Raw genomic sequence first — 24,357 nt, 5'->3', positions numbered from 1 at the left:
GGAGAATCCCATGGCCAAGTCGAAAGTCGCTTTTTTAAGTCTGCTCGCGATTTCTTTGTCGATGTTTTCGCAAATCGGCTGGACGCAGAACAAGCCGCTAAAAAAAGTCCGTGTCGGTGTGCCGTCGGTGGGCATGGGCAATATCATCCCCTACATCACCCGCGAAGGTCGGCTCTATGAAAAGCATGGGTTGGACGCCGAAGTTATCACCGTCATGGGTTCGGGCATCGGTTCGAAGGCGTTGATCAGCGGCAATCTAGACATTATTCCCATCGCCACGCCGACGGTGATCGCCGCCAATCTCGCCGGCGCCGATATGGCGATCCTCGCGCACACGATGCCGGGGGTGGTTCATGCGATGATGGTGCGCCCGGAGATCAAGCGGCCGGAGGACCTCAGGGGTAAAAAGATCGGCGTGTCGAGTTTGGGTTCGTTGACCGATTTCCTAGTGCGTTCGATTGCGAAAAAGAAAGGGCTCAATCCGGATCGCGAGTTGACGCTGATCAGCACCGGCGCCAGCGATACCGAGCGGGTCATGGCGCTCAAGGCCGGCGCCGTCGATGCCACGGCGATATCCCATCCGGGTTACGGCCTGGCGCGTAAGATGGGTTACACCATGCTGTGGGATTCCGCCAAGGAGCTCGACTATCCGTGGATGGAAATCACCACGCGCCGCGCGGCGATCAAAAGCGATCGCGAGTTGATTACGCAATATATGAAAGCGCATTTGGAAGGCATCGCGCTGTTCAAGAACAACCGCGACTTCAGCATCAAGGTGATCAAGAAAGTTTTGAAAATACCGGACGACGAGTTGGTCAATGAAACCTATGAAATATTTTCCAAGATGTTCATTCCCGCGCCCTATCCGAATCATCCTGGAATGAAGATCAGCTTCGAGTACGTGTCAGAAACCCGCCCCGATGTCTGGAAACATAAAGCCGAAGAATTCACTGATCCGAGTTTTGTCGCCGAGCTAGATAAGAGCGGGTTTATCAAGTCGCTGTATGGGAAATAGTTTCTAGTTGGCAGTTGTCAGTGAACGGTTGTCAGTTCGCACCGTTCACCTTTTGCTAATTGACAGATCGTTGAAGTCAACCGCGGTTAGGCGATGTGAAAGTTCGTCATGCCGGCGAAGGCCGGCATCCATCTTCGATTTCGGGTCAGCTTCACAAATCGCCTGGATTCCGGCCTCCGCCGGAATGACGGAAAGAGGAGCTGACTTCCGATCAACGCAATAAAAGGAAATCGGCCCGCAAATTGGAATGGGTCAGTACCTTTTGTTTTCAAACACCCAGCGATCCAGATTGTCGAAGTAAGCGCGGCGCAGAACTAAGCTCATCGCGACAGCACGTGCCGCTTTCTCCTGTTTCTCTGCCGTCGTCGCGTACTTTACCAAAATTTCGAACGGGTAGTTGCCGTGTTCTTCTTCGTCTTCGTGGATCTTTTGATACGGCGCGGTGACCCAGCTTGGCACGGTGCCGGACTTTAAACTTTTCGCAATTAGATAATCGGCGACGCCTTCGCCGGCCATGGGGAACGCCGCGATGCGCTCGACTGTGTCGGTGAGTCCTTCGAAGGCGTTGAACATCGCCATCTGCGCCGGCAGCGCTTGGTAATCGTGCGGCGTGGCGCCTTTGCCGCGCAGGGCTTCTTCCAAGAAGGTCGCGTGTTCATATTCTTCGTGGGTCGCGTTGGCGAGGGTTTTCTTGACGTCCAACTCCGGCGTGCTCTTTAACCAGCCGCCGAAGATTTCGCCGGCGCGGATTTCGTTGAACAGCCGGCTCTGCATGACTTTGATGCGCATTTCATCGCTGGTCAGCGGAATGAAACTATAGGCGGGAAGGTTGCCGTCGAGGTTTTTGCAAAACTCGGCGACTTGCTGTTCAAGTGATTTGGCGAACTCGCGGCTATCCATTGCTAATCTCCCGCAATCAATTTGGCTCACGGCTATCAATTCGCCGGCGCGCGGTCAAGCGGCGTCAGCGGCTGGTGATCAACACCACCCCGCCAACCATCAAGATCGCGCCGCAGATAATGCGCAGGCTGACGGTTTCCACTTTGCGCAGGAACAGCGCGCTAAAAAACACCGTGAACAGCGGCGAGGTGTTGAGCAGCGGAATGATCACCGACATTTGTCCGCGCCCCAGAGCGATGAAGTTGGCGACTTGCGCACTGGTAGCGACCAACGCCGCGCCAAGAAAAAATCGAAAGCTCGTAGCGTTCATGCGCAGTTGGTTGGCGCGGCCGGTGGTGAAGGCAAAGACCAATAAAAGAATCAACGAAACGGTGGTGACCATCGCCACGGCGACGAACGGGTCGGGGATAATCTGTAGCGCTTGCTTGCGCAGGGTTTGCGAGATCGCCGAGATCAACGCCGCGCTGATCGGCAGGAGCGCGTCGATGTAGCGCCACCGTTTGTTTTCAACCTGTTCACCGGCGATCAGCCAAAGACTGCCGACGATCAACAGGGTGCCGAGATAAACTTGCAGCCCTGGCTGTTCGTTGAAGACGATCAGCGCGATGGTGGCGGCGAACAGCGGCTCGATTCCTCTAAGCGGACCGGCGCGGGCGACGCCGATTCGAGTGATACCTTCATAGAAAAGCGCGCGAGCAAACAGCGGCTGCAAGCAGCCGCTGACGATGTAATAAATCATCGCCGGCGACTTGAGAAATTCTAGCGATGTTGTGGCGAATAAGTACGTCCAGACGCAGGTAATCGACACCGCGTAGCTCATCAACATGGCGGCGAAGATGTTGGATTGGCGTAGCCCGAAGCGCACCAACACGGAATCGACGGCCCAACCGATGGCGGTAAAGATCGCCACCAGTTCGGCGAAAAGCGATGTCAAAATTGCACTCGATTCATTGCTACATTCAGATAAGCTGACGGTCACGGGATTTGCAATCGCGCCGTGGAGCGGCATAAGATCGCGCGGTGTTGAAACCAAATTAATGGGAGGAATTTATGGCAAAACTAGCTCAGGTGGTGCAACTGAAAACTCAGTTGGTGAAAGAAGGACACACGCGCTTCATGCTCGCGGAAACCGATTTGATGACATTGCGGATTCATTGCTACGCGCCGGGGATCGGCGAAAACGCGCTCCATGCGCACACCAAAGAAGATCATATCTTTGTGGTGTTGGACGGCACCGCGCAGTTCAACACTGGAAAAGATGGCAAGACCGTTGTCAGCGCGACGAAAAACCACGCGGTGGTTTTACCGTCGGGCAGCTATTATCAGTTCTGCAACTCGGGTCAGACGCCGTTGGTGATGGCGCGCATCGGCGCGGGTTCGGATAAAGCGGATCAGCGGCTCAATCCTGACGGTTCAGCAATTCCCGGTCGGACCCAAGAACAAGGCGCGGCGAAACCGGTGCTGATCGAAGGCGCTTTTTTCGAATAGAGTTACGAAACGAATTATCACCCGAAGGGGGAGGGACCAGTCCGCGCCCGTTGGGGGAGTGGCGCGGGCTGGCCAGGGGAGCTTCCCCCTATTGGGGAAGTTCGGGAAACGGTGTTAAGCGATGTCGCGCATATGAGCGAAGGTATATTGCAATTTTCTCAGCTCGGCATTGACCCAGCGTTGGCGCCGGCGGTGGCGCGTTAGATGGGGTTCGAGCAACGACGTGGGATAAATCTTGGCACCGCATTTCGTGCATTCTGCCGCATGCAGATGCTGCCGGTCCAGATTGATGACATTCGATTTTTTGACTAAGCCCGCGTCCATTTCATCCTCCGTGTAAAGATGACTACGCATTGAGCAAGCGATATGCCAGTGTTCTGGCGCTGGCTCCAAGCAGACAATAGCGCGACTTCGTTGGGATTTGTCTTGGCGGGCGATTGCGGCGTTGGCAGTTGTTGCCATGTCTGAAATGACAACGACACGACATCGATGTCAGATGTAAGTTTATGTGACATGGGAAAGTGCTTGGCGTTCTATGCCGCAGAACTCATTGGCGGTGTCGCCGAGTAGGTTGTCGAGGTCGCGGTGGCTCAGCCCTTCCCTGGCTTTGAGCACGGTACCTGCGCCGGATATTCGATGCGCAGCCGTTCCGGTGTCAGCTCTACCAAGCGTGGGCCTTGCTTGCGTACTTGGGATCTAAATCGGCGCAGGCGTCGCAGGGTCTGAAATGGGTGTCGGAATCGATGCGTAGCGATATGGCTTTCCTCGGACAATTCTTATCAACAGCGCAACGCCGCGCGCGCCGCTGCGATGATTCTTTCTTTACTGGGCAGAAAATGTTTTTCCAGCGTCGGTCCGGCGGGCACCGGCGCGAAAGGGGCAGCGACGCGCATGATCGGGCTGTCGAGATAGTAAAAAACTTCCTGCTGCAGGCGCGCGACGATCTCGGCGCCGATGCCGCCTTGCTCGACTGCTTCGTGAACGACAATCGCGCGACCGGTTTTCTTGACCGATTCCGTCATGGTTCCCACATCGAGAGGCGAGACCGTGCGCGGGTCGATGACTTCCACTGAGATGCCTTCCGATTCCAAATCATTCGCAGCGGCTAATGCCGGACCGATCATGCTCGACAGCGCTACAATAGTTAGTTGTTCGCCTTGGCGCAGCACGGATGCTTTGCCGATGGGCACGATGGTGTCGCCCGCGGGAACTTCGCCTTTGGTCCAATAGAGACCGCGATGTTCGATGAAGACCACCGGGTTGTCGTCGCGGATCGCTGATTTCAGCAAACCTTTGGCGTCGGCGGCGTTGGCCGGCATGACTACTTTCAATCCCGGCACATGCGCGAGCCACGCTTCTAAACTTTGCGAATGGTGCGCGCCCATGGCGCCGCTGATGCCGCACTGGACGCGCACCGTCAGCGGAATTTTCAGTTGCCCGCCGGACATGTAATGCAGTTTCGCGGCGTGATTGACCAGCTGATCCATCGCCAGGGTGATGAAGTCGATGAACATGATTTCAATCACCGGCCGCAGTCCCGCGCTGGCGGCGCCGATGGCGATGCCCATGACGGTCGCTTCGCTGATCGGTGTGTTGACCAAGCGGTTGACGCCGAAGGTTTCCGCCAAGCCTTTGGTGACGCCGAAGGGGCCGCCCAGGGCGACGTCTTCACCGAAAATGTAAACCGACGAGTCGCGGCGCAGTTCTTCTTCGAGTCCGGCGCGGATCGCTTCGAGATAGGTTTGTTGGGGCATGGTCGATTTTAAATTCATCGGAGGTCGAAAAATTTTTCGCCCCTACGGTTCATGTCGTTACGTAAACTTGGGTGTCGACTTCGTTGTCCGCCGGCCAGGGTGATGACAAGGAAAATTCCGCCGCCTTTTCGATTCGCGCGCGGGCTTCGTCTTCAATCGCTTGCAGTTCTTTGTCAGTGATCGCTTTCTTGCTTTTCAACACGCGGGCGACGCGGGCGATGGGATCTTTTTTCTTCCACTCGGTGAGCTGGGACAATTCACGATACTTCGCCGGATCGCCTTCGTAGTGGCCACGCAGTCGGTGGGTTAAACATTCGACGAACGCCGGACCTTTGCCGGCGCGGCAGGTGGCGATCGCTTCGGTCATGGCGTCGCGCACGGCGAATAGATCGTTGCCGTCGACGGTGCTTGCGGGAATTTTATATGTCTTGGCATGCTGCGCGAGCCGTTCGATGTTGGTATGCGCCGAGAGCGGCGTGAATTCGGCGTAGCCGTTATTCTCGCAGATAAAAATCACCGGCAGATGCCAGAGGCTGGCGATGTTGAGCGACTCGTGAAATAGCCCGACTTGGCCGGCGCCGTCACCGAAAAAAACCACGGCAAGCTGGCTTTTCTTTCTTTCCTTGGCCGCGAACGCGGCGCCGAGGGCCAGTGGAATTGTCCCACCGACTACGCCGGTGGCGGTGATGAAGCCGCACTCTTTGGCGACGATATGCATCGATCCGCCCTTGCCGCCGCAGTAACCGCTGGCGCGGCCAGCGATCTCGGCCATCAATTTATTCACATCGGCGCCTTTAGCAATGGCGTGGCCGTGAGAACGGTGGCCGCCGTAGACGTAATCGTCAGCACGCAATGAACTCAGCGCACCGACGGCCACCGCTTCCTGGCCGATGCCGAGATGGAGTAAGCCGACCACTTGCCGTTCGGCGTAAAGTGCCGAGAGTTTTTCCTCGAAGGCGCGGATCAGCCACATGCGGCGTAGGAGATCGACGATCTCTTTTGGATTAACTTTCTTAGTGGCCATCAAGACGTTCGCGATGTGTTAGATGAGCAAGAAGCTTTCCACGATAACTAAAAACTAAAAACTCACAACTAAAAACTGAGTCACGCCACCGCCGCGCGCACGGCTTCCATGATGCGCGCTTCGGATGGGCCGATGTGGGCTTCCAACGGCGGGCTGTAGGGCACCGGCACGTCGAGGGTCGAGACCCGGCGGATGCGGGTTTTTAATTTATCGAAGCCGGTTTCGGCGATGCGCGCGGCGATCTCGGCGCCGACGCCGCAGCTTTGATGAGTTTCGTCGGCGATCACCACGCGATGAGTTTTATCCAGCGACGAGAGTATGGTCGCGAGATCGAAGGGCACCAAGGTGCGCGGGTCGACGATTTCGACTTCGATGCCTTCCTTGGCGAGTTTCGCCGCCGCGCCAAGCGCAACTTGGACTGTAAAGGATGTTGCGATTAAAGTGACATCGCCGCCGGTCCGTTTGATATCGGCGACGCCGAACGGAATCGCTTTGTCGTTTTCCGGCACGTCGCCGCGGATGTCGAGCAATCGAGTATGATCGACGAAGATCGTCGGGTTGTCGCTGGCGACGGCGGTTTTCAAAAGACCTTTGACATCGCGCGGCGACGACGGAATAACGATTTCCAATCCCGGCACGTTCCATAACATCGCTTGCGGGCTGCCGGAATGCTGCGCCGCGCCGCCGCCGCGCAAGCCGTGAAACAGATGAAACACCACCGGCACGCGGGTTTGCCCGCCGGACATTGAAAAAGCATTGGCCGCTTCGTTGGCGACCTGGGGCCAAGCTTCGTAGATGAAACTGCCGGTGCTCAGATCGACGATCGGCCGCAGCCCAGCCATCGCCGCGCCGGTGGCGAGGCCGCAAAAACCCAATTCAGAAATCGGCGGGGCGAACATGCGTGCGCTGAATTTCTTTTGCAGGTTTTGATAGACGTGACGGTGCGGACTGAGACTTAGAAACGTGCCGTTGATTAGATGAACGCGCTCGTCGGCGCTCATGATTTCGTCGAGCGCTTCGAATTTGGCTTCGTAGTAGGCAAGCTCTCTCATAGTTAGCTCTTAAGCGAAGTAATGCCTCTCGGCTTCTTCCAGTTTAGGATAGGGACTGTTAACGGCGAACTCGACGGCGGCGGCGATTTCTTTTTTCACTTGCGCTTCGATCGCGGCGATCTCATCTTTGCTCGCTTGGTTGGCGTCGGCCAGTTCGCGAATATAAATCAGCAGCGGATCGCAGGAGCGATACCACTCGCGGGATTTTTCCGGCGCGCTGCTAACATCCCAAGCGAGCATGGTATCGGTCTTTACCGGCACCGTCGGCCAATTGGTCTCGCTGCCGGGAAAGCGCACGGTTTGGGCTTCGACAAACTGCGGCCCCTCGCCGCGGCGAATTTTTTCCACCGCTTGAGAAATCGTCCCGTGTACCAGGCCGGCGTCCATGCCGTCGATCTGCTGGGCGGGAATTTTATACGCCTTGGGTAAATCGGTCAGCGGATAGGCGGCCATGGAACTAGATTGCGCCGCGGCAACGGCGCGGCCCGAGCCGTACTTGCCGTTGTTCTCGCAGAGAAACAGCACGGGCAATTTTAACAATGACGCGATGTTGAACGCCTCCGGCGCCGCGCCCTCTTCCAACGAGCCGTCGCCGAACAGGCAAACCGTCAGGCGGCCGTTTTTTTGCGCCTTGGACGCGTAGGCGGTGCCGGTGGACAGCGGAATGATGCCGGCGACGACGCCCGAGCTGTGCAGAAATCCCAACGAAGGTGCGACCGAATGAAACGAGCCGCCTTTACCCTTATTCAGTCCGTCGACGCGGCCGAGGATTTCGGAGAACAAGCGCTTCGGTTCGACGCCGCGGGCGAGCAGGTGGCCATGGTTTCTGTGCGTGGTGAAGAGATAATCATCGGCGCTGAGACAGGAGAGCGCCGGCACACCGGTGGCTTCTTGGCCGACGTAAAGATGGTAGTGGCCGCCGAACACGCCTTGGTCGTGCAACGCTACTAAGCTCTCTTCGAAGTGACGGATAACGAACATGCGCCGGCACAGTTCCAACAAATTTTCCCGTGGTAATGTGGGTAACATGATGGGTCTGACTTAATTCAATCGCGCGGGGTTTGTCAACGCTGCGGGAGCGCATTGACATATTCTTGTCAGCTGGACTAAATGCCTGTGAAAAGATCGTCCGTGACGGAGGGCTTCGCCGTGAAAAAATCATGCTTGCTGTTTGCCGCTGTGCTGCTCGTCAGTTGGTCGGCGCCGTCGTTACTCGTTGCGCAAACCCGCGCGCTCAGAAAAGTTCAAGTCGGTGTGCCCGCCGTCAGCATGGGCAACATCATTATTTATTTCACCAAAGAGGCGAAGATTTTTGAGAAGTACGGGCTCGACGTCGAGCCGGTGGCCGTGAACGGTTCGGGCATCGCTTCCAAAGCGCTGATCTCCGGCAGCGTGCAGATATCGCCGATCGCCACGCCGACGGTGATCAACTCAGTGTTGTCGGGCTCGGACATGGTGATCTTGGCGCACACGATGCCGGGCGTGATTCAATATTTGATGGCGCGGCCGGACATCAAACGTACCGAGGACATGAAAGGCAAAGCGGTGGGCGTGACGCCTTACGGCGGCCTGAGCGATTTTTTGGTTCGACATCTCGCCCGTATCAAGGGGCTCAATGCGGACAAAGATTTCGCCTTGCTGCAGCTCGGCACGGACACCGACCGGTTCGTCGCGCTACAGCAGGGGCGGATTCCGATGGCGACGCTATCCCATCCCAATTACATCTTCGCCCAGCGCAGCGGCTTTCACATCCTCTGGGATTTTTTCAAAGAGGTCGATTATCCCTGGAGTGAAATCGCCACGACGCGCACGCAGATCAAGCAAGACCGCGATTTCGTCATGCGCTACATGCGCGCGCATATCGAAGGCATCGCGCGCTTCAAGCAGGAACCGGAACTGGGCAAGCGAGTGATCAAGAAAATGCTCCGTTTGAACGATGAGGCGATGGCGCAGGAGTCTTGGGAGCTGTTCGCCAAGCATCGCTTGGCGGCGCCGTATCCCAATCTCAAAGGCATGAAGACCAGCTTCGAATATGTCGCGGCGACCCGCCCCGAGGTAAGCAAATACAAGCCGGAAGATTTTGTCGATTCGAGTTTCGTCGAAGAGCTCGACAAGAGCGGCTTCATCAAGAAGCTTTACGAAAAGTAATTCCAATTTATGAAAGTCCGTATCGGCATCGCGCTCGGTCAATGGCCAAACAAAGATTTATCACCCGGCGCGATTGTCGATCTGGTGGACTTTTTTGAATCCCTCGACGTCGATTCCCTGTGGGTGAGCGATCGATTGGTTTCTTCCGCGTTAACCCTCGAACCGATCGCGTTTCTTTCCTTCATCGCCGGCCGGCTACGCAACATGAAGCTCGGCACCAGCACGCTGGTGTTGCCGACGCGAAATCCGATCGTGCTCGCCAAAGAACTGGCGACGCTCGATTTTCTTTCTCAAGGCCGTTTGTTTCCGGCCATCGGTCTCGGCGGCGATGAGTCGAAAGATTTGCAAGCCGTCGGCATCAGCAAGAAAGAGCGCGCTGGCCGCACCGATGAGATGATCGTACTGATGCGCCGGCTCTGGACGGAAGAAAACGTTACGTTTGCCGGCAAATACTTTTCCGTAGAAGATGTCACGATCACGCCGCGGCCATGGCAGAAAAAAGGGCCGCCAATCTGGATCGGCGGACGCAGCGAAGCGGCGCTTAGAAGAACAGGGCGACTGGGCGACGGCTGGCTAGTGTCCTCGGTTTCTCCAGCTGAAATTGAAATCGGAATTAGTTCAATCCGCAGCTACGCCGCTGAAGCGAACCGCGCAGTTCCCAAAGATCACTACGGTGTGCTGATTCCTTTTTACTTCGCTGATAGTGCTCAGAAGGCGTTCGAGATTGCCGGACGCTTGATTCGCTCGCGAGCCGATTTACCGACCAGTGAATTCACCGCCTTCGGTACTCCCGACCATGTGCGTGCGAAAATTCAAGCCTACATCGCCGCTGGAGCGACCAAGTTCATCATGCGGCCGTCTGGACCGTTCGACGGATGGCGCGAGCAAGTTGGAATTTTGGCGAAGGAAGTAATCAAGCCGCTGCAGACAGCTGACTAAGTCGAATTTATTTTTCGTTCGAGGCGGTGGTTGTCAGCACAGCCGCGCCTTGAATCTTTCCGCTACGCAGCTGAATGAGAGCTTCATTCGCCTCTTCCAGTGAAAACGTCTGGACTTCCGTGCGCACCGGAACTTTCGGCGCGAGCGCCATGAACTCTTCGGCGTCGCGGCGGGTTAAGTTGGCGACGGAGCTGATGGATCGTTCTTCCCAGAGGATTGAATAGGGAAACGACGGGATGTCGCTCATGTGGATGCCGCCGCAGATGACGGCGCCGCCTTTGCCGACCGCTTTCAGGGCTTGCGGAATCAGTTCGCCCGCCGGTGCGAAGATGATCGCGGCATCGAGCTTCACTGGCGGCAATTCATTCGAATCACCGGCCCAAACTGCGCCGAGATTCATGGCGAACTGTTTTGCTGCTTCGTCGCCTGGCCTTGTGAAGGCGTAGACTTCGCAATGTTGGTATTTAGCCACCTGTGCGACGATATGGGCGGCGGAGCCGAAGCCGTAGATGCCGAGGCGTTTGGCGTTGCCGGCTTTGACCAAACTTCGATAGCCGATCAATCCGGCGCAGAGCAGTGGCGCGGCTTCGGCGTCACTGTAAAAATCTGGAATTGGGAAACAGAAACGTTGATCGGCGACGGCGTATTCCGCGTAACCGCCGTCGAGTGTGTAGCCGGTAAACTTCGCTCGATCGCAGAGATTCTCTCGGCCGTTCTGGCAATACACGCATTCGCCACAGGTCCATCCGAGCCACGGCACGCCGACTCGGTCGCCAATTTTAAATCGAGTAACACCTTCGCCTAAAGCGGCGACCTTGCCGACGATTTCATGACCTGGAATGAGCGGCAGTTTAGGTTGGGTCAATTCGCCGTCGATAATATGGAGATCGGTGCGGCAGACCGCGCAGGCGTGGACGCGGATCAATAGTTGCCCAGGGCCGGCCTGCGGCGTGGGCCAATCGACTCGGCGCAGCGGCGGGCGACTTCTTCGAAAATCATCGCGCACATGGGCTTATCTGGTACTTACAGCGCAGGCGGCGGGTGCTTTGCTAACGGTAGGTTAGTCCAGATCGATGTCCTTGAGCGGTTTTTCTAGCGGCTCTTCTTTCGCTTTTTTGAAAAGCTCTTGGAATTTCGCTTCGAGAACTTTGGATTTGTTTTTTTCAGCTTCGGCGATTTGGTGATACTTTTCATCGCGCCGGCCGGCTTCTCCCTTGACTTGATTCACGGCGTCTTGCAAGTTCACCGCCATGTGCGGCTTGACCGGCATTTTGTGGTCGAGAACGACGGCGAGGGTCGGATCGATGGTCAATATGGCGTCGCAGCAAGGGCAGGCGACGTGGATGGTTTTGTTTTCGTTCGTGGACATTTTGAGCCTCCTGGGCAATCGGCATTAGGCAACAGGCAATAGCCAGAAGTAAAGGCCGGCCGTGGTTTCTTTCTAACTATTGCCTGTTGCCTTCTTCAACCTCGCAACTCGATTTGCTCGCCGTCCGGGCCGCCGAAGACGACTCGGCGCCAGCCGTTTTCTCTGGACTCACGCGCGGCGGTGTCGTGCGGCGCGCGCAGTAACTTAACGCCGTCTTTCTTAAGTTGTTCGACAGTCTCGTTGAAATTGTCGGTCTCCAGACAAAAATGAAATCCCTGCATGGCGCCGTCGCTATGATGGGTGAGTTCTAACACGGTATCGCCCAATTTGAGATAGGCGATCCGCAAGCCATTGCCGGAAGCATGCTGAAAGTAGTGTTTAAAGCCGAAATGACGCTCGTAAAACTGCACCGAGCGGTCGAGATCGGCAACATGGACGGCGACGTGGTCGATGCGCTTGAACATGTGGGCTCCTTGATTTACACGATATGCTTTCCGGGAATCGATTTGCAAGCTGGATTTTGGCGTGAAAAATTTCTCCAGGAAGGTTAGAATGAGCGCTCGACGGGTTGCCCCTATGCCGATATTTCGTTTGATCGATGACATGATATTTCCGCCGCCGGATTACGCCGATCCCAGCGGTTTGGTCGCCGTGGGCGGCGATCTGTCGAGCGACCGCTTGTTGGAAGCTTATCGCGTCGGGATTTTTCCATGGTATTCCGACGACCAACCGATTTTCTGGTGGTCGCCCGATCCGCGGTTGGTGCTTGAGTTAAACGATTTCAAACTTTCCCGCAGCCTGCTGAAGACGATCCGCAAAGGCATATTCAAAGTGACCTTCGACCGGGTCTTCGAAGATGTGATCGCGGCTTGCGCCAAGGCGCCGCGGGAAGGGCAGCATGGCACCTGGATCACGGCGGAGATGCAGGAGGGGTACATCAAGCTGCACGGTTTGGGTTACGCGCACTCGGTGGAGACTTGGTTCGAAGGCGAACTGGTCGGCGGGCTCTATGGTGTGTCGTTGGGGAGGGCGTTCTTCGGCGAGTCGATGTTTCATCATAAGACCGACGCGTCGAAGGTAGCGTTGGCGACGTTGGTGGAGAAGCTCAAGACATGGGGTTTTCATTTTATCGATGCGCAGATGACCACCGAGCATATGCTCAGCCTCGGCGGCAAGGAGATTTCGCGCCGCATGTTTCTCAAGCAGCTACGTTCGGCGTTGCATCACCCGACCAAACGGGGCAAATGGCGGATCGAACCTTTGGTCCGGTAGCATCACGCTGGGTTTACGCGATCGTCAATCAATTTTTCGGTGCCGGTTCGGTTTGTCGCAGAAGATTTTCCACCGACCGTGCCGAGGGAAATTCCAGCGCCAGAAGGATCAAGCTCAACAGCGAAAATAGATATTGATCGCCGACAAAGCGGCCGAGAAAGGCCAGCACAAAACCATAAACCGCGAGCGCTTCGATGATCGCGAAGATGACCACTTTTCGAGTCACGAACGTAGCCACGCAATAGGCGGCCTGTTCTTCAACGCTGCCTTGAAATTCTTCTAACGCGCGAAACAGTTTGGTCTGGCGCGCGTCGCGGACGATGGCTTGCGGCGTGAAGTTGCGTTTGCGCCAGTAGGCGTAGTAGCCGAGGTCGATGAGCGCGAGCAGCCAGAAAATGAGTCTGGCCGGCTCCGCGATGTTGCGATTGGCGCCGAGATTGACATTGCTCAAAAGTTTGCGGGCGATGACCAGATAGAGCGGAATCGAAATCGTAAAGACGCTCCACAAAATAATCGCCGCGCCGCGCTGGTCTAGGAGAACTTTTTTAAACTCCGGTCGAATCATTGTGCCTCCCGCTCAGCCAATTTATTACCACACCTGTCTTGCATCTGTCGCGCCGCGTGGCCGAAACGTTTCATCTTGTCGGGTCGGAAGAGCGATGATATAGCGACGGCTGACGTTACAGGTAGGGCACTGCTGTCGCCAGGTGGAAAAGAGATCTTCACCACGAAGGACACGAAGAGCACGAAGTTCGGAGACTAATTTATCCGAAACCTTCGTGACCTTCGTGTCTTCGTGGTGAAGCGCATTTTCTTGCATTGAACGAAGCATCTTCGGCGCACTGACCGTGCAAACTTTGAGATGTCGAAATTATAGGAGAGCATAATGGCTGAGTTCGATATCGTCATCCACGGCGGCAGAGTTATCGATGGCAGCGGCAATCCCTGGTTCTACGGCGACGTGGCGATCTAAGGATGGGCGCATTGCGAGTATCGGCAAGATCAATCCAGAACATGGTGCGCGGGCGATTTCGGCGAAAGGCTACGTGATCACGCCGGGCTTTATCGACATGCACACCCATAGCGATCAGCCCCTCGTCGCCGACGGCAACGCCGAGAGCAAAGTGCGCCAAGGCGTGACCCTCGATATCATCGGCGAAAGCCAAACGGTGGCGCCGTTGGAAGGCGCGATTCTCGAAGAGTACCGCTTGGAACATCGCAAGCGTAATGGCATCGAGACCGATTGGAAAACTTTCACCGGCTATTTCGCTTCACTTATGCGCGGCGGGATTTCGCTCAACGTGGCTTCCGGTGTGTCGCCGCAGCAGGTCAAGCGCGTGGTTTGTGGCTTCGAAGAGCGGCCGGCGAGTGCAACTGAACAAGAAAACATGAATCGCTTGGTCGCCCAAGCGATGGAAGAGGGTGCTCTCGGCCTGACGGCTGCGTGGCACGCCAAGGGACCTGAGAGTCCCGACGAAGTCGTGGAGATGGCCAAGGTCGCCAAACGCTACGGCGGTTACTACGGCGTCCATGTCGGCAGCGAAGGCTTCGACATGATGGAAGAGTTGGCGAAGATGCTGCGGGTCGCCCGCGGCGCCGAGATTCCGGTGCACGTTTATCATTTAAAAATGCGCGCCAAGGCGAACTGGGGACGGATTCGCCAAGTCATCGAACAGCTCGAAGAGGCGCGGCGCGAGGGATTAGAAATTACCGCCAATCAGTATCCCTACACCGCCATGCAGCATCCCTGGCGGCGATTATTTCCGCGCTGGGTGCAGGACGGACCGGTGGGCGAGACTATCTCGCAATTCAAAAACTCGGCGTTTCGCGAACGGGTGATGAACGATCCCGAGTTTTCGCAATATGTCGATGAGCATGGCGGCTGGGAAGGCATCGTTGCGGCACGTTTGGATACCGAAGCATTGAAAAAGTTCGAAGGCATGACCATCGCCGAGATCGCCAAGATTCGCGAGCAGGATCCAACCAGCGCCTGCTTCGATCTGATTTTCGAAGAGGGCGCGTTCATCCACGGTGTGCATCACACCATGAATGAAGACGATGTGAAGTCCGTCATGCGCGTGCCCTGGGTGTCGATCGGTTCAGACGGCAGCGCGCTCAATCTCAAATATCCCGGCAAACCGCACCCGCGCAGCTTCGGCACCAATCCGCGGGTGCTTGGCAAATACACCCGCGACGAAAAAGTGCTGACGCTGGAAGATGCGGTGCGCAAGATGACGTCGATGCCGGCGCAGGTGTTGGGCTTGAAAGATCGCGGTCTGTTGCGCGAAGGTTTTTGCGCCGATGTGGTGCTCTTCGATCCGGACGCGGTGGCGGACCTGGCGACTTACGACAATCCCAAGCAGTATCCCAAGGGCATCGACTATGTTCTGGTCAACGGCACCGTCGTGATAGATAATGGCCATCATTCTGGCGCGCGGCCGGGCCAAGTCGTTTACGGGCCGGGGTGGAGCGGCGCAAATTAAATTACAAATTCAAAATTCCAGATTCCAAATAATTCACGGAGAGTAAATATGGATTACGACTTGTTAATCAAAAATGGTCGCGTGGTGGACGGTTCGGGCCTACCGTCTTTTGTCGCCGATGTTGGCATTAAAGACGGCAAGATCGTTGAGATCGGCCGGCTCCATGGAAGCGCGGCGCGGACGATTGAGGCGGACGGTTTTGTCGTCTCGCCCGGCTTCATCGATCATCATACGCATATGGACGGGCAGATTCTTTGGGATCCGTTCGGTACCTGCGAACCGCAGCATGGCGTGACTTCGATCATCATGGGCAACTGCGGCTTGGCGTTGGCGCCGGTGAAAAATGGCGATGAGGACGCGATTGTGAAAAGTTTCGTCCGCGTCGAGGCGATCCCGCGCATCGCGTTAGAAAAAGGCGTGCCTTGGGGTTGGAAATCCTACGGCGACTACTTGAACAAACTCGAAGGCAACGTGGGCATCAACGTCGGCGGCATCGTCGGCCACATCGCCGTGCGCCAGTTCGTCATGGGCGAAGAATCCACCGAGCGCAAAGCGACGGCCAACGAAGTCGACAAGATGCGTGGGGCGGTGGGCGAGGCGATGCGCGCCGGCGCTTTCGGTTTCTCCACCAATCGCAACGAACGGCATATGCGCGAAGATGGCTTGCCGGTGGCGAGCCGGTTGGCGGACGATGACGAACTGTTCGCGCTGTGCGAAGTGGTCAGCGAATCGAACAACGGCGTGATTCAAATGAACCTGGGGCGCCACTGCGTTGAGCAAATTCCCCAGTACGACGAATTGGCCCGGCGCACGCGGCGGCCGATCGTTTGGCAGAGCGTGCAATATAAAGAAAGCGAGCCGGAACTGTGGCAAAACATGCTGGCCGGCATCGCCAAGACTTTTAACGACGGCTACCAAGCTTACGGTCTCACGCACACGGTGCCGCTAATGCGCCACTTCACCATGAAGGACGCGCAAATCTTCGACGAGTTTCCGCTCTGGAAAAATTTGATGTTCTTGCCCGAACCGGAGCGCAAGCTGGCTTTCGCCGACCCGGAAACGCGGCAGAAGATGCGCGACGATATGGCCGCGCCGCGGCCGGTGTCGTTTCACAAAAATTGGGGCCGGGTGTTCGTCGAGAAGGTTTCACTGGCGGAGAATCAACAGTACGCCGGCAAGAGCGTCGCCGAGGTTGCATCATTGCGTAATCAAGACGCACTCGACGCTTTTCTCGATCTGTCGCTGGCGGAAGATTTAAATACCACTTTCGAAACCACCAACCGCGGTTTCAATCCCGAAGCGATGAGCACGATCATGAAAAGCCCGTATGTGATCATCGGCACCTCGGACGCCGGCGCCCATGTTCAGTTCGGCGCCGACTTCGGCTACTGTACGACGCTGCTCGGCATGTGGGTGCGCGACCGGCAGATGATCAGAATGGAACAAGCGATTCATAAGCTGACATTTCACGTCGCGTCGATTTACGGCATCGAAGGGCGCGGCTTGCTGCGTCCAGGATTCGCCGCCGACGTGACGATCTTCGATCCCGCGACGATTAAAGCCTACCCACCGGAATGGGCCGACGATTATCCGGCGGCGACCAAGCGGCTGATTCAGCGCTCCGAGGGCGTGCATTACACCATCGTCAATGGCAAAGTGATTTTCGATCAAGGAAAACTGAGCGGTGAGATGGCGGGTGCGGTATTGCGCAGTGGGGCATATCAACACGGCTAGCATCGGAGATCTCACCACAGAGCGCACAGAGATCACAGAGTTCGGATTCCGGTCGCAGGGCGGGTTTCAAACCCGCCCTCTTTTTATCTGCTGGCCAAAAAGTTCGGGAGTTTCTATTGGCGGGAAGTAGTTTGTTAGCGCTGCTCGACGACATCGCGTCGATCCTCGACGACGTTGCTATCTTGAGCAAGGTCGCGGCGAAGAAGACCGCGGGTGTGCTCGGCGACGATCTGGCGCTCAATGCTCATCAGGTCTCGGGCGTGCATACCGATCGCGAATTGCCCGTGGTCTGGGCGGTGGCTAAAGGCTCGCTCAAGAACAAAGCGATTCTCGTGCCGGCGGCGCTGGCGATCAGCGGGTTGATGCCGTGGGCGATCATGCCGTTGTTAATGTTGGGCGGTGCTTATCTCTGTTACGAAGGTTTCGAGAAAATCGCTGAAAAGTTGCTACATGCACAGTCGGAGGATGCCCATCACGCCGAGCATCTAAAAGCGCTGGCGAACCCGAACGTTGATTTGCTCGCCGTCGAGAAGGATAAAATTCGCGGCGCCATCCGCACCGATTTCATTCTGTCCGCCGAGATCGTCGTGATCGCCTTGGGCACGGTGGCCCATGCCGCATTCACCAAGCAGGTCGTCGTGTTGTGCGCCATCGCGATCCTTATGACCGTCGGGGTTTACGGCTTCGTTGCCTGTATCGTCAAGCTCGACGACGCCGGACTGCACTTGAGCGAAAAAACCGGCAACAATCTCTGGCGCAAATTCCAACGTTCCTTCGGCGTCATGCTGTTGCATTTGGCGCCATACTTGATGAAAAGTTTATCGATCGTCGGCACCATCGCCATGTTCATGGTTGGCGGCGGCATTCTCACCCATGGAATTCCCGGCGCGCATGAGTGGATTGAGCGATTGGCGCACGGCACGAGTTCGATAGTAGAAACCGTTTTGCCGCCGCTGTTCGATGTGTTGGTCGGCATTCTCACTGGCGCGCTGGTCCTAGTGTTGGTGACGGTCGCGGCGAGAATTCCTCGCATGATTAAAGGTGCCGGCTAATTCGTATTCAACTAATGCTGCAATATTTACTTCCTGCGTTAATCCCTTCCTGGCGTTTCTTCGATTACATCGCGCCGTCGCCGCGGATTGAGTATGCCATCGTTGCCAATGCCGACGATCCGCCAATTCAGTGGCGCGAGTTTCGTTCTCGTCCGGCTCATTTGTCGGTCGCTTCCATGCTGTGTCGGTTATTGTGGAATCCCATCGGCAATGAATCCTTATATATGTCGAGTTGCGCCGAGAAACTCATGGCCGGGCCGTCTTCGCTGCACGAAGACGAAGTCTTGACGCGAATCGCTCATGCGCTTGCCGTTGATGAGACGGGTAAAAAAAGCGCCGGATCGGCTTATTTGCTGTTTCGTGTCGTCGTCATCGAGCGGGAAGGCGCGGCGCTCAGGCGGCGAATCGGTTTTGTTTCCGCGCCGCGCAGGATTGTCACGACATGAATTTAGAAACCGCGGTGCGTTCGAGCGAGATTCTCATGGGTTTGGCTTTTCTCCAGCAAAGCGCTGAGCATTTGCCCGGTTCGGCGCGTGAATGGCTTTTGTTCGTTCCGCGCATGGGGCTGGCGCTGCTGCTCATTGTCGGTGTGCAACCGGCCATCGTCGAAGGGTTGCTGCTTTTTCTCGGTGTGGCGATTCTGCAGCGCTTTCACGGGCCTTATAACGGCGGCAGCGATCGCATGAGTTTGCTGTTACTGTGCGCTTTGTTCATGTCGCATCTGGCGCCGACGCGGTGGTGGCAAGAAATTGTCATCGGGTATCTGGCGGTGCAGCTGTTGTTGTCTTATACAATTTCGGGCTGGATCAAACTGGTCAACCCCGATTGGCGCAGCGGCCAAGCTTTGCAAGATATCTTCGAGTTCTCGGTTTATCCGGTCAGCGAGAGCATCCGCGCATTGGCTCGCGCACCGGTGCTTCTGCTTGGGCTTTCGTGGACTATAATGCTGTTCGAAATACTTTTTCCGCTCGCTTTGCTCGATGGGACTTACTTGAAAACGGCATTGGTTGTTGCCGGGTTATTCCACCTGGTCAACGGCTGCGTCTTCGGCCTCAATCGGTTTCTGTGGATCTGGATCGCGGCTTATCCTTGCCTGCTGTGGTTTCAGCAGCGGGTCGCTGTGTATTCATTTTAGATTCAGCGGCCGAGAAATATCTGGCCAAACTCTTTAGTGATCTGCTCCATAATCGGGCTGATGAACTCGACATCGGCGTGAAAAACTTCTTTGTCCATCAATTCGGGAAAGCGTTGTTTGACACCTTTGCGCGCCGAGACGCGGCCGAATGTTGTGACCGTCGACTGGCCTTCTTCGGACAACGCCCAGTCGATGAACAGAGCCGCGGCGTGGGGATGAGGCGCGTGGCGCGCTAGGACCATCTTATTCGGCTGGGAAAAATAGGGATCGACGATCACTTGATCCACCGGCGCGCCGCGGGCTTTGAGGTCTAGAGTTGTTGGCCCTGAGACGTTGATCGCGATGGCGCGTTCGCCGGCGGCGAGCAGTTGGCTTTGCGCCGTGCGGCCGCGCACCATTCTTAAATCCTGTTTCGCCATGGCGCGCATGTATTGCAAGCCCTTTTCCCGGCCCAAATGTTTGAGCATCACGGCGAACCATTCGTAGGCTTCGTCGTCGAGCATGATGTTGCCTTTCCATTTCGCTTGGGCCAGCTCTTCGTAGTTTTTCGGCGCGTCGGCGCGCTTGACCAAATTCGAATTGTAGCCGAGCACGATCGGCATCACGTAAAAAGACGTGAAGTAGCCGTCTTTGTCCTTGCTCGGTGCGACATAGAAATCCCGCTGCGGCGATTGATAAGGATCGATGATGCCGAGTTTTCTCAGACCCGCGGCCAACTCGGGCGAACCGTTGGCGACATCGACGATGTGGGCGCCAGAGTTGAATTCGCTTTGAATGCGCACCAACTGGCGGTTGCCGGAAACCCGCGTCGGCAGCGCTTTGATGAACGGATAGCGTTTGCGAAATACTTGCAAGAACGGTTCGATTTGTTGGGCTTGCAGTGTGCTGTAAAAATTAACTTCGCCTTCCACCTTGGCTTTCTCCAAAAGCGTCGCTTGGCGTTGCTCCGAAGAAAATTTGCCGAGCCGGGCGAGAATTTGGCCGGCGCTCTCGGGAGCGGCGCCGGCATTGAGCAGCGCAGTGGAGAATGCGACGGCAATCATTGCCGATAAAATTGCGAACGACTTTTTTATCATCATCGACGCTCCAACATGACATATAAATACTGTTTGCCGTAAAATCTGGGCGCGATGAATCGCGCCCCTACGTTTCGGATCTGTAATTATCGTCCCAAGAAAATCTGGCTGAACTCTTTGCCGATCTGATCCATGATCGGGCCGATAAAATCGACGTCGACGAGAAACGATTCTTTTTCCACTAACTCGGAAAATCTTTGTTTGACGCCTTTGCGGGCGATGACGCGGCCGAAGGTGGTAATCATCGCTTGGCCCTCTTCCGAGAGCGCCCAATCGTAGAACAGCGCGGCGGCGTGGGGATGGGGCGCATGGCGCGCCAGCATGAGTTTGTTGGCCTGGGCATAGTAGGGATCGAGAATCACTTGGTCCACCGGCGCGCCGCGCGCTTTCATGTCGAGCACCGTGTGGCCCGAGAGCACGATGGCGATGGGCCGTTCGCCGGCGGCGAGCAGTTGGCTTTGCGCCGTGCGCCCACGCATGAAGCGCAAATCTTGCTTGGCCAGCGCGCGCATATATTGCAGCGCCTTGTCCCGGCCCAGATGTTTTTGCAGCACCGCGGACCACTCATAGGCTTCGTCGTCTAGAAACATGTTGCCCTTCCACCTTGGCTGGAGCAAGTCTTCGTAGGTTTTGGGCGCGTCCTGGCGCTTGACCATGTTGGTGTTGTAGCCGAGCACGATGGGAATCACGTAGAGCGAAGCGAAGTAACCGTCCTTGTCGCGGTTGGGTGGATTGTAGAATTCTCGCTGGGGTGAAAAATAGGGATCGATGGCGCCGATCTTCTTGATCGCCGAAGCCTGCTCGGCGGAACCGTTGGTGACATCGAATAAATGGTTGCCGCCGTTCATCTCGGTTTGAATCTTGATTACCTGGCGATTGCCCGAGACCCGGTAGGGATTCACTTTGATGAACGGATAGCGTTTGCGAAAAAGTTGGATGAACGGATCGATCTGCTGGGCTTGCAGCGAACTGTAAAAAGCCACTTCGCCTTCGGCCTTGGCTTTCTCGATCAAGACTTTCTGCCGTTCGGCGGCGGGCAGCTTATTCACCCGCGCAAGAATTTGCCCGGCGCTTTCCGCCGCGCCGGCGGTGTGGGTCGGCGACCAAGTGGCGCAGATAAAAACCGCCACGGCAAAGATGATGTTAAGAGTTTTCATGTCCGACCCGCCTCCAACGCTGGCGCATTTCTTATTTCAGCGACAGCTGCGTCTGTCAAGGATTCGCGCTCCGGATGAACGTTGGCGAAGTTCATGTTGACACGATATGGCCGATTGGGTAGCTTCACGACGCAGAGGGTTTCTGGACTGGTTGGCCATGGACGGGAACATTTATGGATGAATTGAAGCCGATCAAAAGCGGTAAAGTCAAAGTCGACGACGTCAATCTTTACTATGAAATTTACGGCCAGGGCGAGCCCTTGGTCTTGGTCGCCGGAACTGGCATCAGCTGCGCGCCCTGGCGGGTGTCGCAGGTGCCGGAGTTCGCCCAGCATTATCAAGTCGTCATCTACGATCATCGCGGCCTCGGTCGCAGCGACAAGCCCGATGTGGCGTATTCCACCGAGCTATTCGCCAAGGACTGCGCGGGCTTGATGGACGCTCTCGGGATTAAAAAAGCGCATCTGCTCGGCCACTCCATGGGCGCACGGGTGTTGCAGTGGTTCGCCTTGAAGTATCCGGAAAGAGTCCGCAGCTTAGTATTGTCCGGACCGGGTTCGGGTAAATATGATGAGTCCCTCGATTATCCGCGCGGCGTGCCGATGGATGCGGCGCTGGAGATGATCGAAAAAGGCTACGAGAAATATCAGCGCGATCACTGGGGACCGGGTTTCATGTTCAGCGAGCAGTTCATGAAGGAAAAACCCGAAGTGGTGAAAAAATATCAGGAGCTGATCGTCGACGAAGTGCCGCCGCTCAAATGCTACCTGCGCCACGTGGTGGCGCGCCAGTGTCATGAGACTACCCATCTGATTCACAACATTAAGGCGCCGACTTTGGTGATCGTCGGCAGCAAAGATACTCATGAGGGCGGCACCGGCGATCACGTGGCGTCGGCGCGCGTGCTGGCGGCGAAGATTCCAAACGCGGAGTTGCATCTCGTCGAAGGTGGCCGCCATGGTTACCTGCGAGAAATGCCGGAGAAGGGCCATCCGCCGATCCTCGATTTTCTCCGGCGGCATTAAGAGGAATTGGCTGCAAGAAATGCCAAGGTCGCAAAGAAAGAATTCTGAATTGTCGGGCGGGGTTTAGCCGGCCCGGTTCGGTTAGTTGCGGAAGCGGGTTCCTTGCGGATGTTTAATCTCGATGAGCGCTAACAAAAATCGCATTGGCTATACGAGAAACGATTGCTCCAGAGTGCTGGATCCATTTGCATGTTAGTCAAACATGAATTCTCGTTGACGCGGCGAGGTTTTCTCCGGAGCGTTCTTGCCGCTGGAACCGCCGTGGCTGTCGACAAGCGGTGCGCTTGGGCCGCACCGGCGCCGGCGCGACTGGTGGTTGCCATGAGCGTCGGCATCGACGCGCTCAGCCCCTACGCGCAGACCGACTCACCGCTCTATGGCCTGTGGGGCCATGTGATGGAGTCGCTGGTGGACACCGACTACGATAAGAAGGGTATGGGATTTCGCGGCGAGCTGGCCGAGTCGTGGAGTGCCAAGGGCAACGAGTGGACTTTCAAAATCCGCAAAGGCGTCGTCTTCCACGACGGCTCACCGTTGACCGCGAAAGATGTGGCGTACTCGTTTGACCGGATCGTCAACGACAAAAATAGTTTGCAGCGGCCCAATCTATCGGACTTAAAAGAGATCAAGACAGCCGACGATCACACGCTGGTGCTAGTCACCAAACAGCCCAAGGTCGCGCTCTTGTCGCTGCTCTACAATCGCATGATTCTCAGCCACAAGGCGGCGGAGCGGTTGGGCGATAAGATCGACGATCACGCGATCGGCACCGGCCCGTATCGGTTCGTCTCATGGCAGCGCGGTGCTCATTTCGCAATGCGGCGCAATGACAAATATTGGGGGCGCGCCGCGGCGGTGCAGGAAGTCGTGTGGCGGCCGATCAAAGAATCAGCGGCGCGGGTGGCGGCGATCGAATCGGGCCAGGCCGATATTATCAACCAAGTGCCGGTGCACGAGATCGAGCGGCTCAAACGCAACCCGCGGGTGCGCGTCGAGCTGGTGCGCGGACTGCGCAATCTTTATGTTGCGCTCAATCCGGCGCACAAACCCTTCGACAACAAGTTGGTCCGCCAAGCGTTCAACTACGCCGTCGATCAAGAGTCTATCATCAAACATATTCATGAAAACCAAGTCTACGGCTTGAAGGGGATATTGGCGCCGCAAAACTACGGTTACGATGGCGAGCTAAAAAACTATCCCTACGACCCGGAGAAAGCGAAAAAGCTTTTGGCCGAGGCCGGCTATCCGAACGGCGTCAGCGTCGACTTTTACACCCACTTCGGGCGCTACTCGAAGGACAGAGAAACTTCCGAAGCGATGGTCAGCCAGATGGCCAAGGCGGGCATCAAGGCCGAGATCAAGACGCCTGAGTACGCGATCTACGAAGCCGAGTTCAACGCCGGCAAGTACGGCATGTATCTGTTCGGCCGCGGCTCGATCACCGACCCGGAACCCTTTTACATCCGCTACTTTCGCTCCGGGCGCGGCGAGCGCTTGTCGTATAAGAATAGCGAATTCGACCGGCTCTTCGATCTCCAGTCGGAAACTTTTGACGGCGCCAAACGGGAAGAGATGCTGCGCCAGATGGGCCGCATCTTGCACGAGGATTGTCCGTTGATTCCGCTCTTCAACACCGCCGACGTGTACGCCGTGCGCAGAAACTTGAACTGGAAGCCGCGGCCGGACGAGAAGATTCAGATCACCGACGCGAGATTCTAAACACGGCGCCAGGGA

At 56.5% G+C, this 24,357-nt stretch carries 25 protein-coding genes; 12 read left to right on the top strand and 13 right to left on the bottom strand.

From position 1 onward, the window contains the following. Window positions 1-10: 10 nt before the first annotated feature. Complete coding sequence (locus tag EXR70_01970) at window positions 11-1,015, top strand: ABC transporter substrate-binding protein (GenBank protein ID MSP37245.1); 1,005 nt, start codon at window positions 11-13, stop codon at window positions 1,013-1,015. Window positions 1,016-1,267: 252 nt separating this feature from the next. On the opposite strand, the gene EXR70_01965 is transcribed toward EXR70_01970, so the two are convergent. Next, window positions 1,268-1,915: a hypothetical protein gene (locus tag EXR70_01965; protein MSP37244.1), complete on the bottom strand. Its 648-nt coding sequence runs from the start codon at window positions 1,913-1,915 to the stop codon at window positions 1,268-1,270. Window positions 1,916-1,979: 64 nt separating this feature from the next. Next, window positions 1,980-2,924: a DMT family transporter gene (locus EXR70_01960; GenBank protein ID MSP37243.1), complete on the bottom strand. Its 945-nt coding sequence runs from the start codon at window positions 2,922-2,924 to the stop codon at window positions 1,980-1,982. Between the two features lie 41 nt (window positions 2,925-2,965). Here EXR70_01960 and EXR70_01955 point away from each other — a divergent pair, with 41 nt between their 5' ends. Further along, window positions 2,966-3,403 (top strand): cupin domain-containing protein, encoded by a 438-nt coding sequence (locus tag EXR70_01955; protein MSP37242.1) that lies wholly within the window; start codon window positions 2,966-2,968, stop codon window positions 3,401-3,403. A 114-nt stretch (window positions 3,404-3,517) separates the two neighbouring features. Here the strand turns inward: EXR70_01955 and EXR70_01950 are convergent, their stop codons facing one another. From EXR70_01950 to EXR70_01930, 5 genes are all read right to left on the bottom strand, one after another. Beyond that, a complete protein-coding gene (locus tag EXR70_01950) occupies window positions 3,518-3,727 on the bottom strand; it encodes a hypothetical protein (protein ID MSP37241.1) in 210 nt (69 codons plus the stop codon). 455 nt (window positions 3,728-4,182) lie between these two features. Continuing rightward, a complete protein-coding gene (locus tag EXR70_01945; protein MSP37240.1) occupies window positions 4,183-5,157 on the bottom strand; it encodes an alpha-ketoacid dehydrogenase subunit beta in 975 nt (324 codons plus the stop codon). 49 nt (window positions 5,158-5,206) lie between these two features. Further along, window positions 5,207-6,181 carry a thiamine pyrophosphate-dependent dehydrogenase E1 component subunit alpha gene (locus EXR70_01940; GenBank protein MSP37239.1) on the bottom strand — a complete coding sequence of 325 codons (975 nt, stop codon included), beginning with the start codon at window positions 6,179-6,181 and terminating at the stop codon, window positions 5,207-5,209. An 80-nt stretch (window positions 6,182-6,261) separates the two neighbouring features. Continuing rightward, window positions 6,262-7,233, bottom strand: a complete 972-nt coding sequence (locus tag EXR70_01935; GenBank protein ID MSP37238.1) for an alpha-ketoacid dehydrogenase subunit beta — start codon at window positions 7,231-7,233, stop codon at window positions 6,262-6,264. Between the two features lie 9 nt (window positions 7,234-7,242). After that, window positions 7,243-8,262, bottom strand: a complete 1,020-nt coding sequence (locus tag EXR70_01930) for a pyruvate dehydrogenase (acetyl-transferring) E1 component subunit alpha (GenBank protein MSP37237.1) — start codon at window positions 8,260-8,262, stop codon at window positions 7,243-7,245. 81 nt (window positions 8,263-8,343) lie between these two features. Between EXR70_01930 and EXR70_01925 the strand changes: the two genes are divergently transcribed. Together EXR70_01925 and EXR70_01920 are read left to right on the top strand one after the other, a co-directional pair. Beyond that, the gene (locus EXR70_01925; GenBank protein ID MSP37236.1) at window positions 8,344-9,381 is read left to right on the top strand and encodes an ABC transporter substrate-binding protein; all 1,038 of its coding nucleotides are present in this window, start codon (window positions 8,344-8,346) and stop codon (window positions 9,379-9,381) included. Between the two features lie 9 nt (window positions 9,382-9,390). Further along, complete coding sequence (locus EXR70_01920) at window positions 9,391-10,320, top strand: LLM class flavin-dependent oxidoreductase (protein MSP37235.1); 930 nt, start codon at window positions 9,391-9,393, stop codon at window positions 10,318-10,320. Between the two features lie 7 nt (window positions 10,321-10,327). Here the strand turns inward: EXR70_01920 and EXR70_01915 are convergent, their stop codons facing one another. The 3 genes from EXR70_01915 to EXR70_01905 form a co-directional block, all read right to left on the bottom strand. Next, window positions 10,328-11,326: a zinc-binding alcohol dehydrogenase family protein gene (locus tag EXR70_01915; GenBank protein ID MSP37234.1), complete on the bottom strand. Its 999-nt coding sequence runs from the start codon at window positions 11,324-11,326 to the stop codon at window positions 10,328-10,330. A gap of 54 nt (window positions 11,327-11,380) precedes the next feature. Continuing rightward, the gene (locus EXR70_01910; GenBank protein MSP37233.1) at window positions 11,381-11,689 is read right to left on the bottom strand and encodes a hypothetical protein; all 309 of its coding nucleotides are present in this window, start codon (window positions 11,687-11,689) and stop codon (window positions 11,381-11,383) included. 95 nt (window positions 11,690-11,784) lie between these two features. Further along, window positions 11,785-12,153: a VOC family protein gene (locus EXR70_01905; GenBank protein ID MSP37232.1), complete on the bottom strand. Its 369-nt coding sequence runs from the start codon at window positions 12,151-12,153 to the stop codon at window positions 11,785-11,787. 112 nt (window positions 12,154-12,265) lie between these two features. Between EXR70_01905 and EXR70_01900 the strand changes: the two genes are divergently transcribed. Beyond that, window positions 12,266-12,961 (top strand): leucyl/phenylalanyl-tRNA--protein transferase, encoded by a 696-nt coding sequence (locus EXR70_01900; protein ID MSP37231.1) that lies wholly within the window; start codon window positions 12,266-12,268, stop codon window positions 12,959-12,961. 28 nt (window positions 12,962-12,989) lie between these two features. On the opposite strand, the gene EXR70_01895 is transcribed toward EXR70_01900, so the two are convergent. Next, complete coding sequence (locus EXR70_01895; protein ID MSP37230.1) at window positions 12,990-13,526, bottom strand: hypothetical protein; 537 nt, start codon at window positions 13,524-13,526, stop codon at window positions 12,990-12,992. A gap of 364 nt (window positions 13,527-13,890) precedes the next feature. Here EXR70_01895 and EXR70_01890 point away from each other — a divergent pair, with 364 nt between their 5' ends. The 5 genes from EXR70_01890 (at window position 13,891) to EXR70_01870 (ending at window position 19,365) form a co-directional block, all read left to right on the top strand. Then, window positions 13,891-15,444 carry a D-aminoacylase gene (locus EXR70_01890; protein MSP37229.1) on the top strand — a complete coding sequence of 518 codons (1,554 nt, stop codon included), beginning with the start codon at window positions 13,891-13,893 and terminating at the stop codon, window positions 15,442-15,444. Between the two features lie 48 nt (window positions 15,445-15,492). Further along, entirely contained in the window at window positions 15,493-17,178 is a 1,686-nt protein-coding gene (locus EXR70_01885; GenBank protein MSP37228.1) for a hypothetical protein, read from the top strand. 116 nt (window positions 17,179-17,294) lie between these two features. Further along, window positions 17,295-18,230, top strand: a complete 936-nt coding sequence (locus EXR70_01880) for a DUF808 domain-containing protein (protein MSP37227.1) — start codon at window positions 17,295-17,297, stop codon at window positions 18,228-18,230. 5 nt (window positions 18,231-18,235) lie between these two features. Further along, the gene (locus tag EXR70_01875) at window positions 18,236-18,676 is read left to right on the top strand and encodes a hypothetical protein (GenBank protein ID MSP37226.1); all 441 of its coding nucleotides are present in this window, start codon (window positions 18,236-18,238) and stop codon (window positions 18,674-18,676) included. Then, window positions 18,673-19,365 (top strand): HTTM domain-containing protein, encoded by a 693-nt coding sequence (locus EXR70_01870; GenBank protein ID MSP37225.1) that lies wholly within the window; start codon window positions 18,673-18,675, stop codon window positions 19,363-19,365. Before EXR70_01875 ends, EXR70_01870 begins: the two co-directional genes overlap by 4 nt. 2 nt (window positions 19,366-19,367) lie before the next feature. Here EXR70_01870 and EXR70_01865 read toward each other — a convergent pair whose 3' ends face one another. Together EXR70_01865 and EXR70_01860 are read right to left on the bottom strand one after the other, a co-directional pair. After that, window positions 19,368-20,444 (bottom strand): extracellular solute-binding protein, encoded by a 1,077-nt coding sequence (locus EXR70_01865; protein MSP37224.1) that lies wholly within the window; start codon window positions 20,442-20,444, stop codon window positions 19,368-19,370. 83 nt (window positions 20,445-20,527) lie between these two features. Beyond that, window positions 20,528-21,598 carry an extracellular solute-binding protein gene (locus tag EXR70_01860; protein MSP37223.1) on the bottom strand — a complete coding sequence of 357 codons (1,071 nt, stop codon included), beginning with the start codon at window positions 21,596-21,598 and terminating at the stop codon, window positions 20,528-20,530. A gap of 173 nt (window positions 21,599-21,771) precedes the next feature. On the opposite strand from EXR70_01860, the gene EXR70_01855 reads away from it, so the two are divergent. Further along, window positions 21,772-22,623, top strand: a complete 852-nt coding sequence (locus EXR70_01855; protein ID MSP37222.1) for an alpha/beta hydrolase — start codon at window positions 21,772-21,774, stop codon at window positions 22,621-22,623. Window positions 22,624-22,812: 189 nt separating this feature from the next. Next, window positions 22,813-24,342, top strand: a complete 1,530-nt coding sequence (locus tag EXR70_01850) for a hypothetical protein (GenBank protein ID MSP37221.1) — start codon at window positions 22,813-22,815, stop codon at window positions 24,340-24,342. Window positions 24,343-24,357: the final 15 nt, after the last annotated feature.

Source organism: Deltaproteobacteria bacterium (genome assembly GCA_009692615.1).
Classification (GTDB): domain Bacteria; phylum Desulfobacterota; class Binatia; order UBA9968; family UBA9968; genus DP-20.
This window is presented reverse-complemented; position numbering and strand designations above follow the sequence as displayed.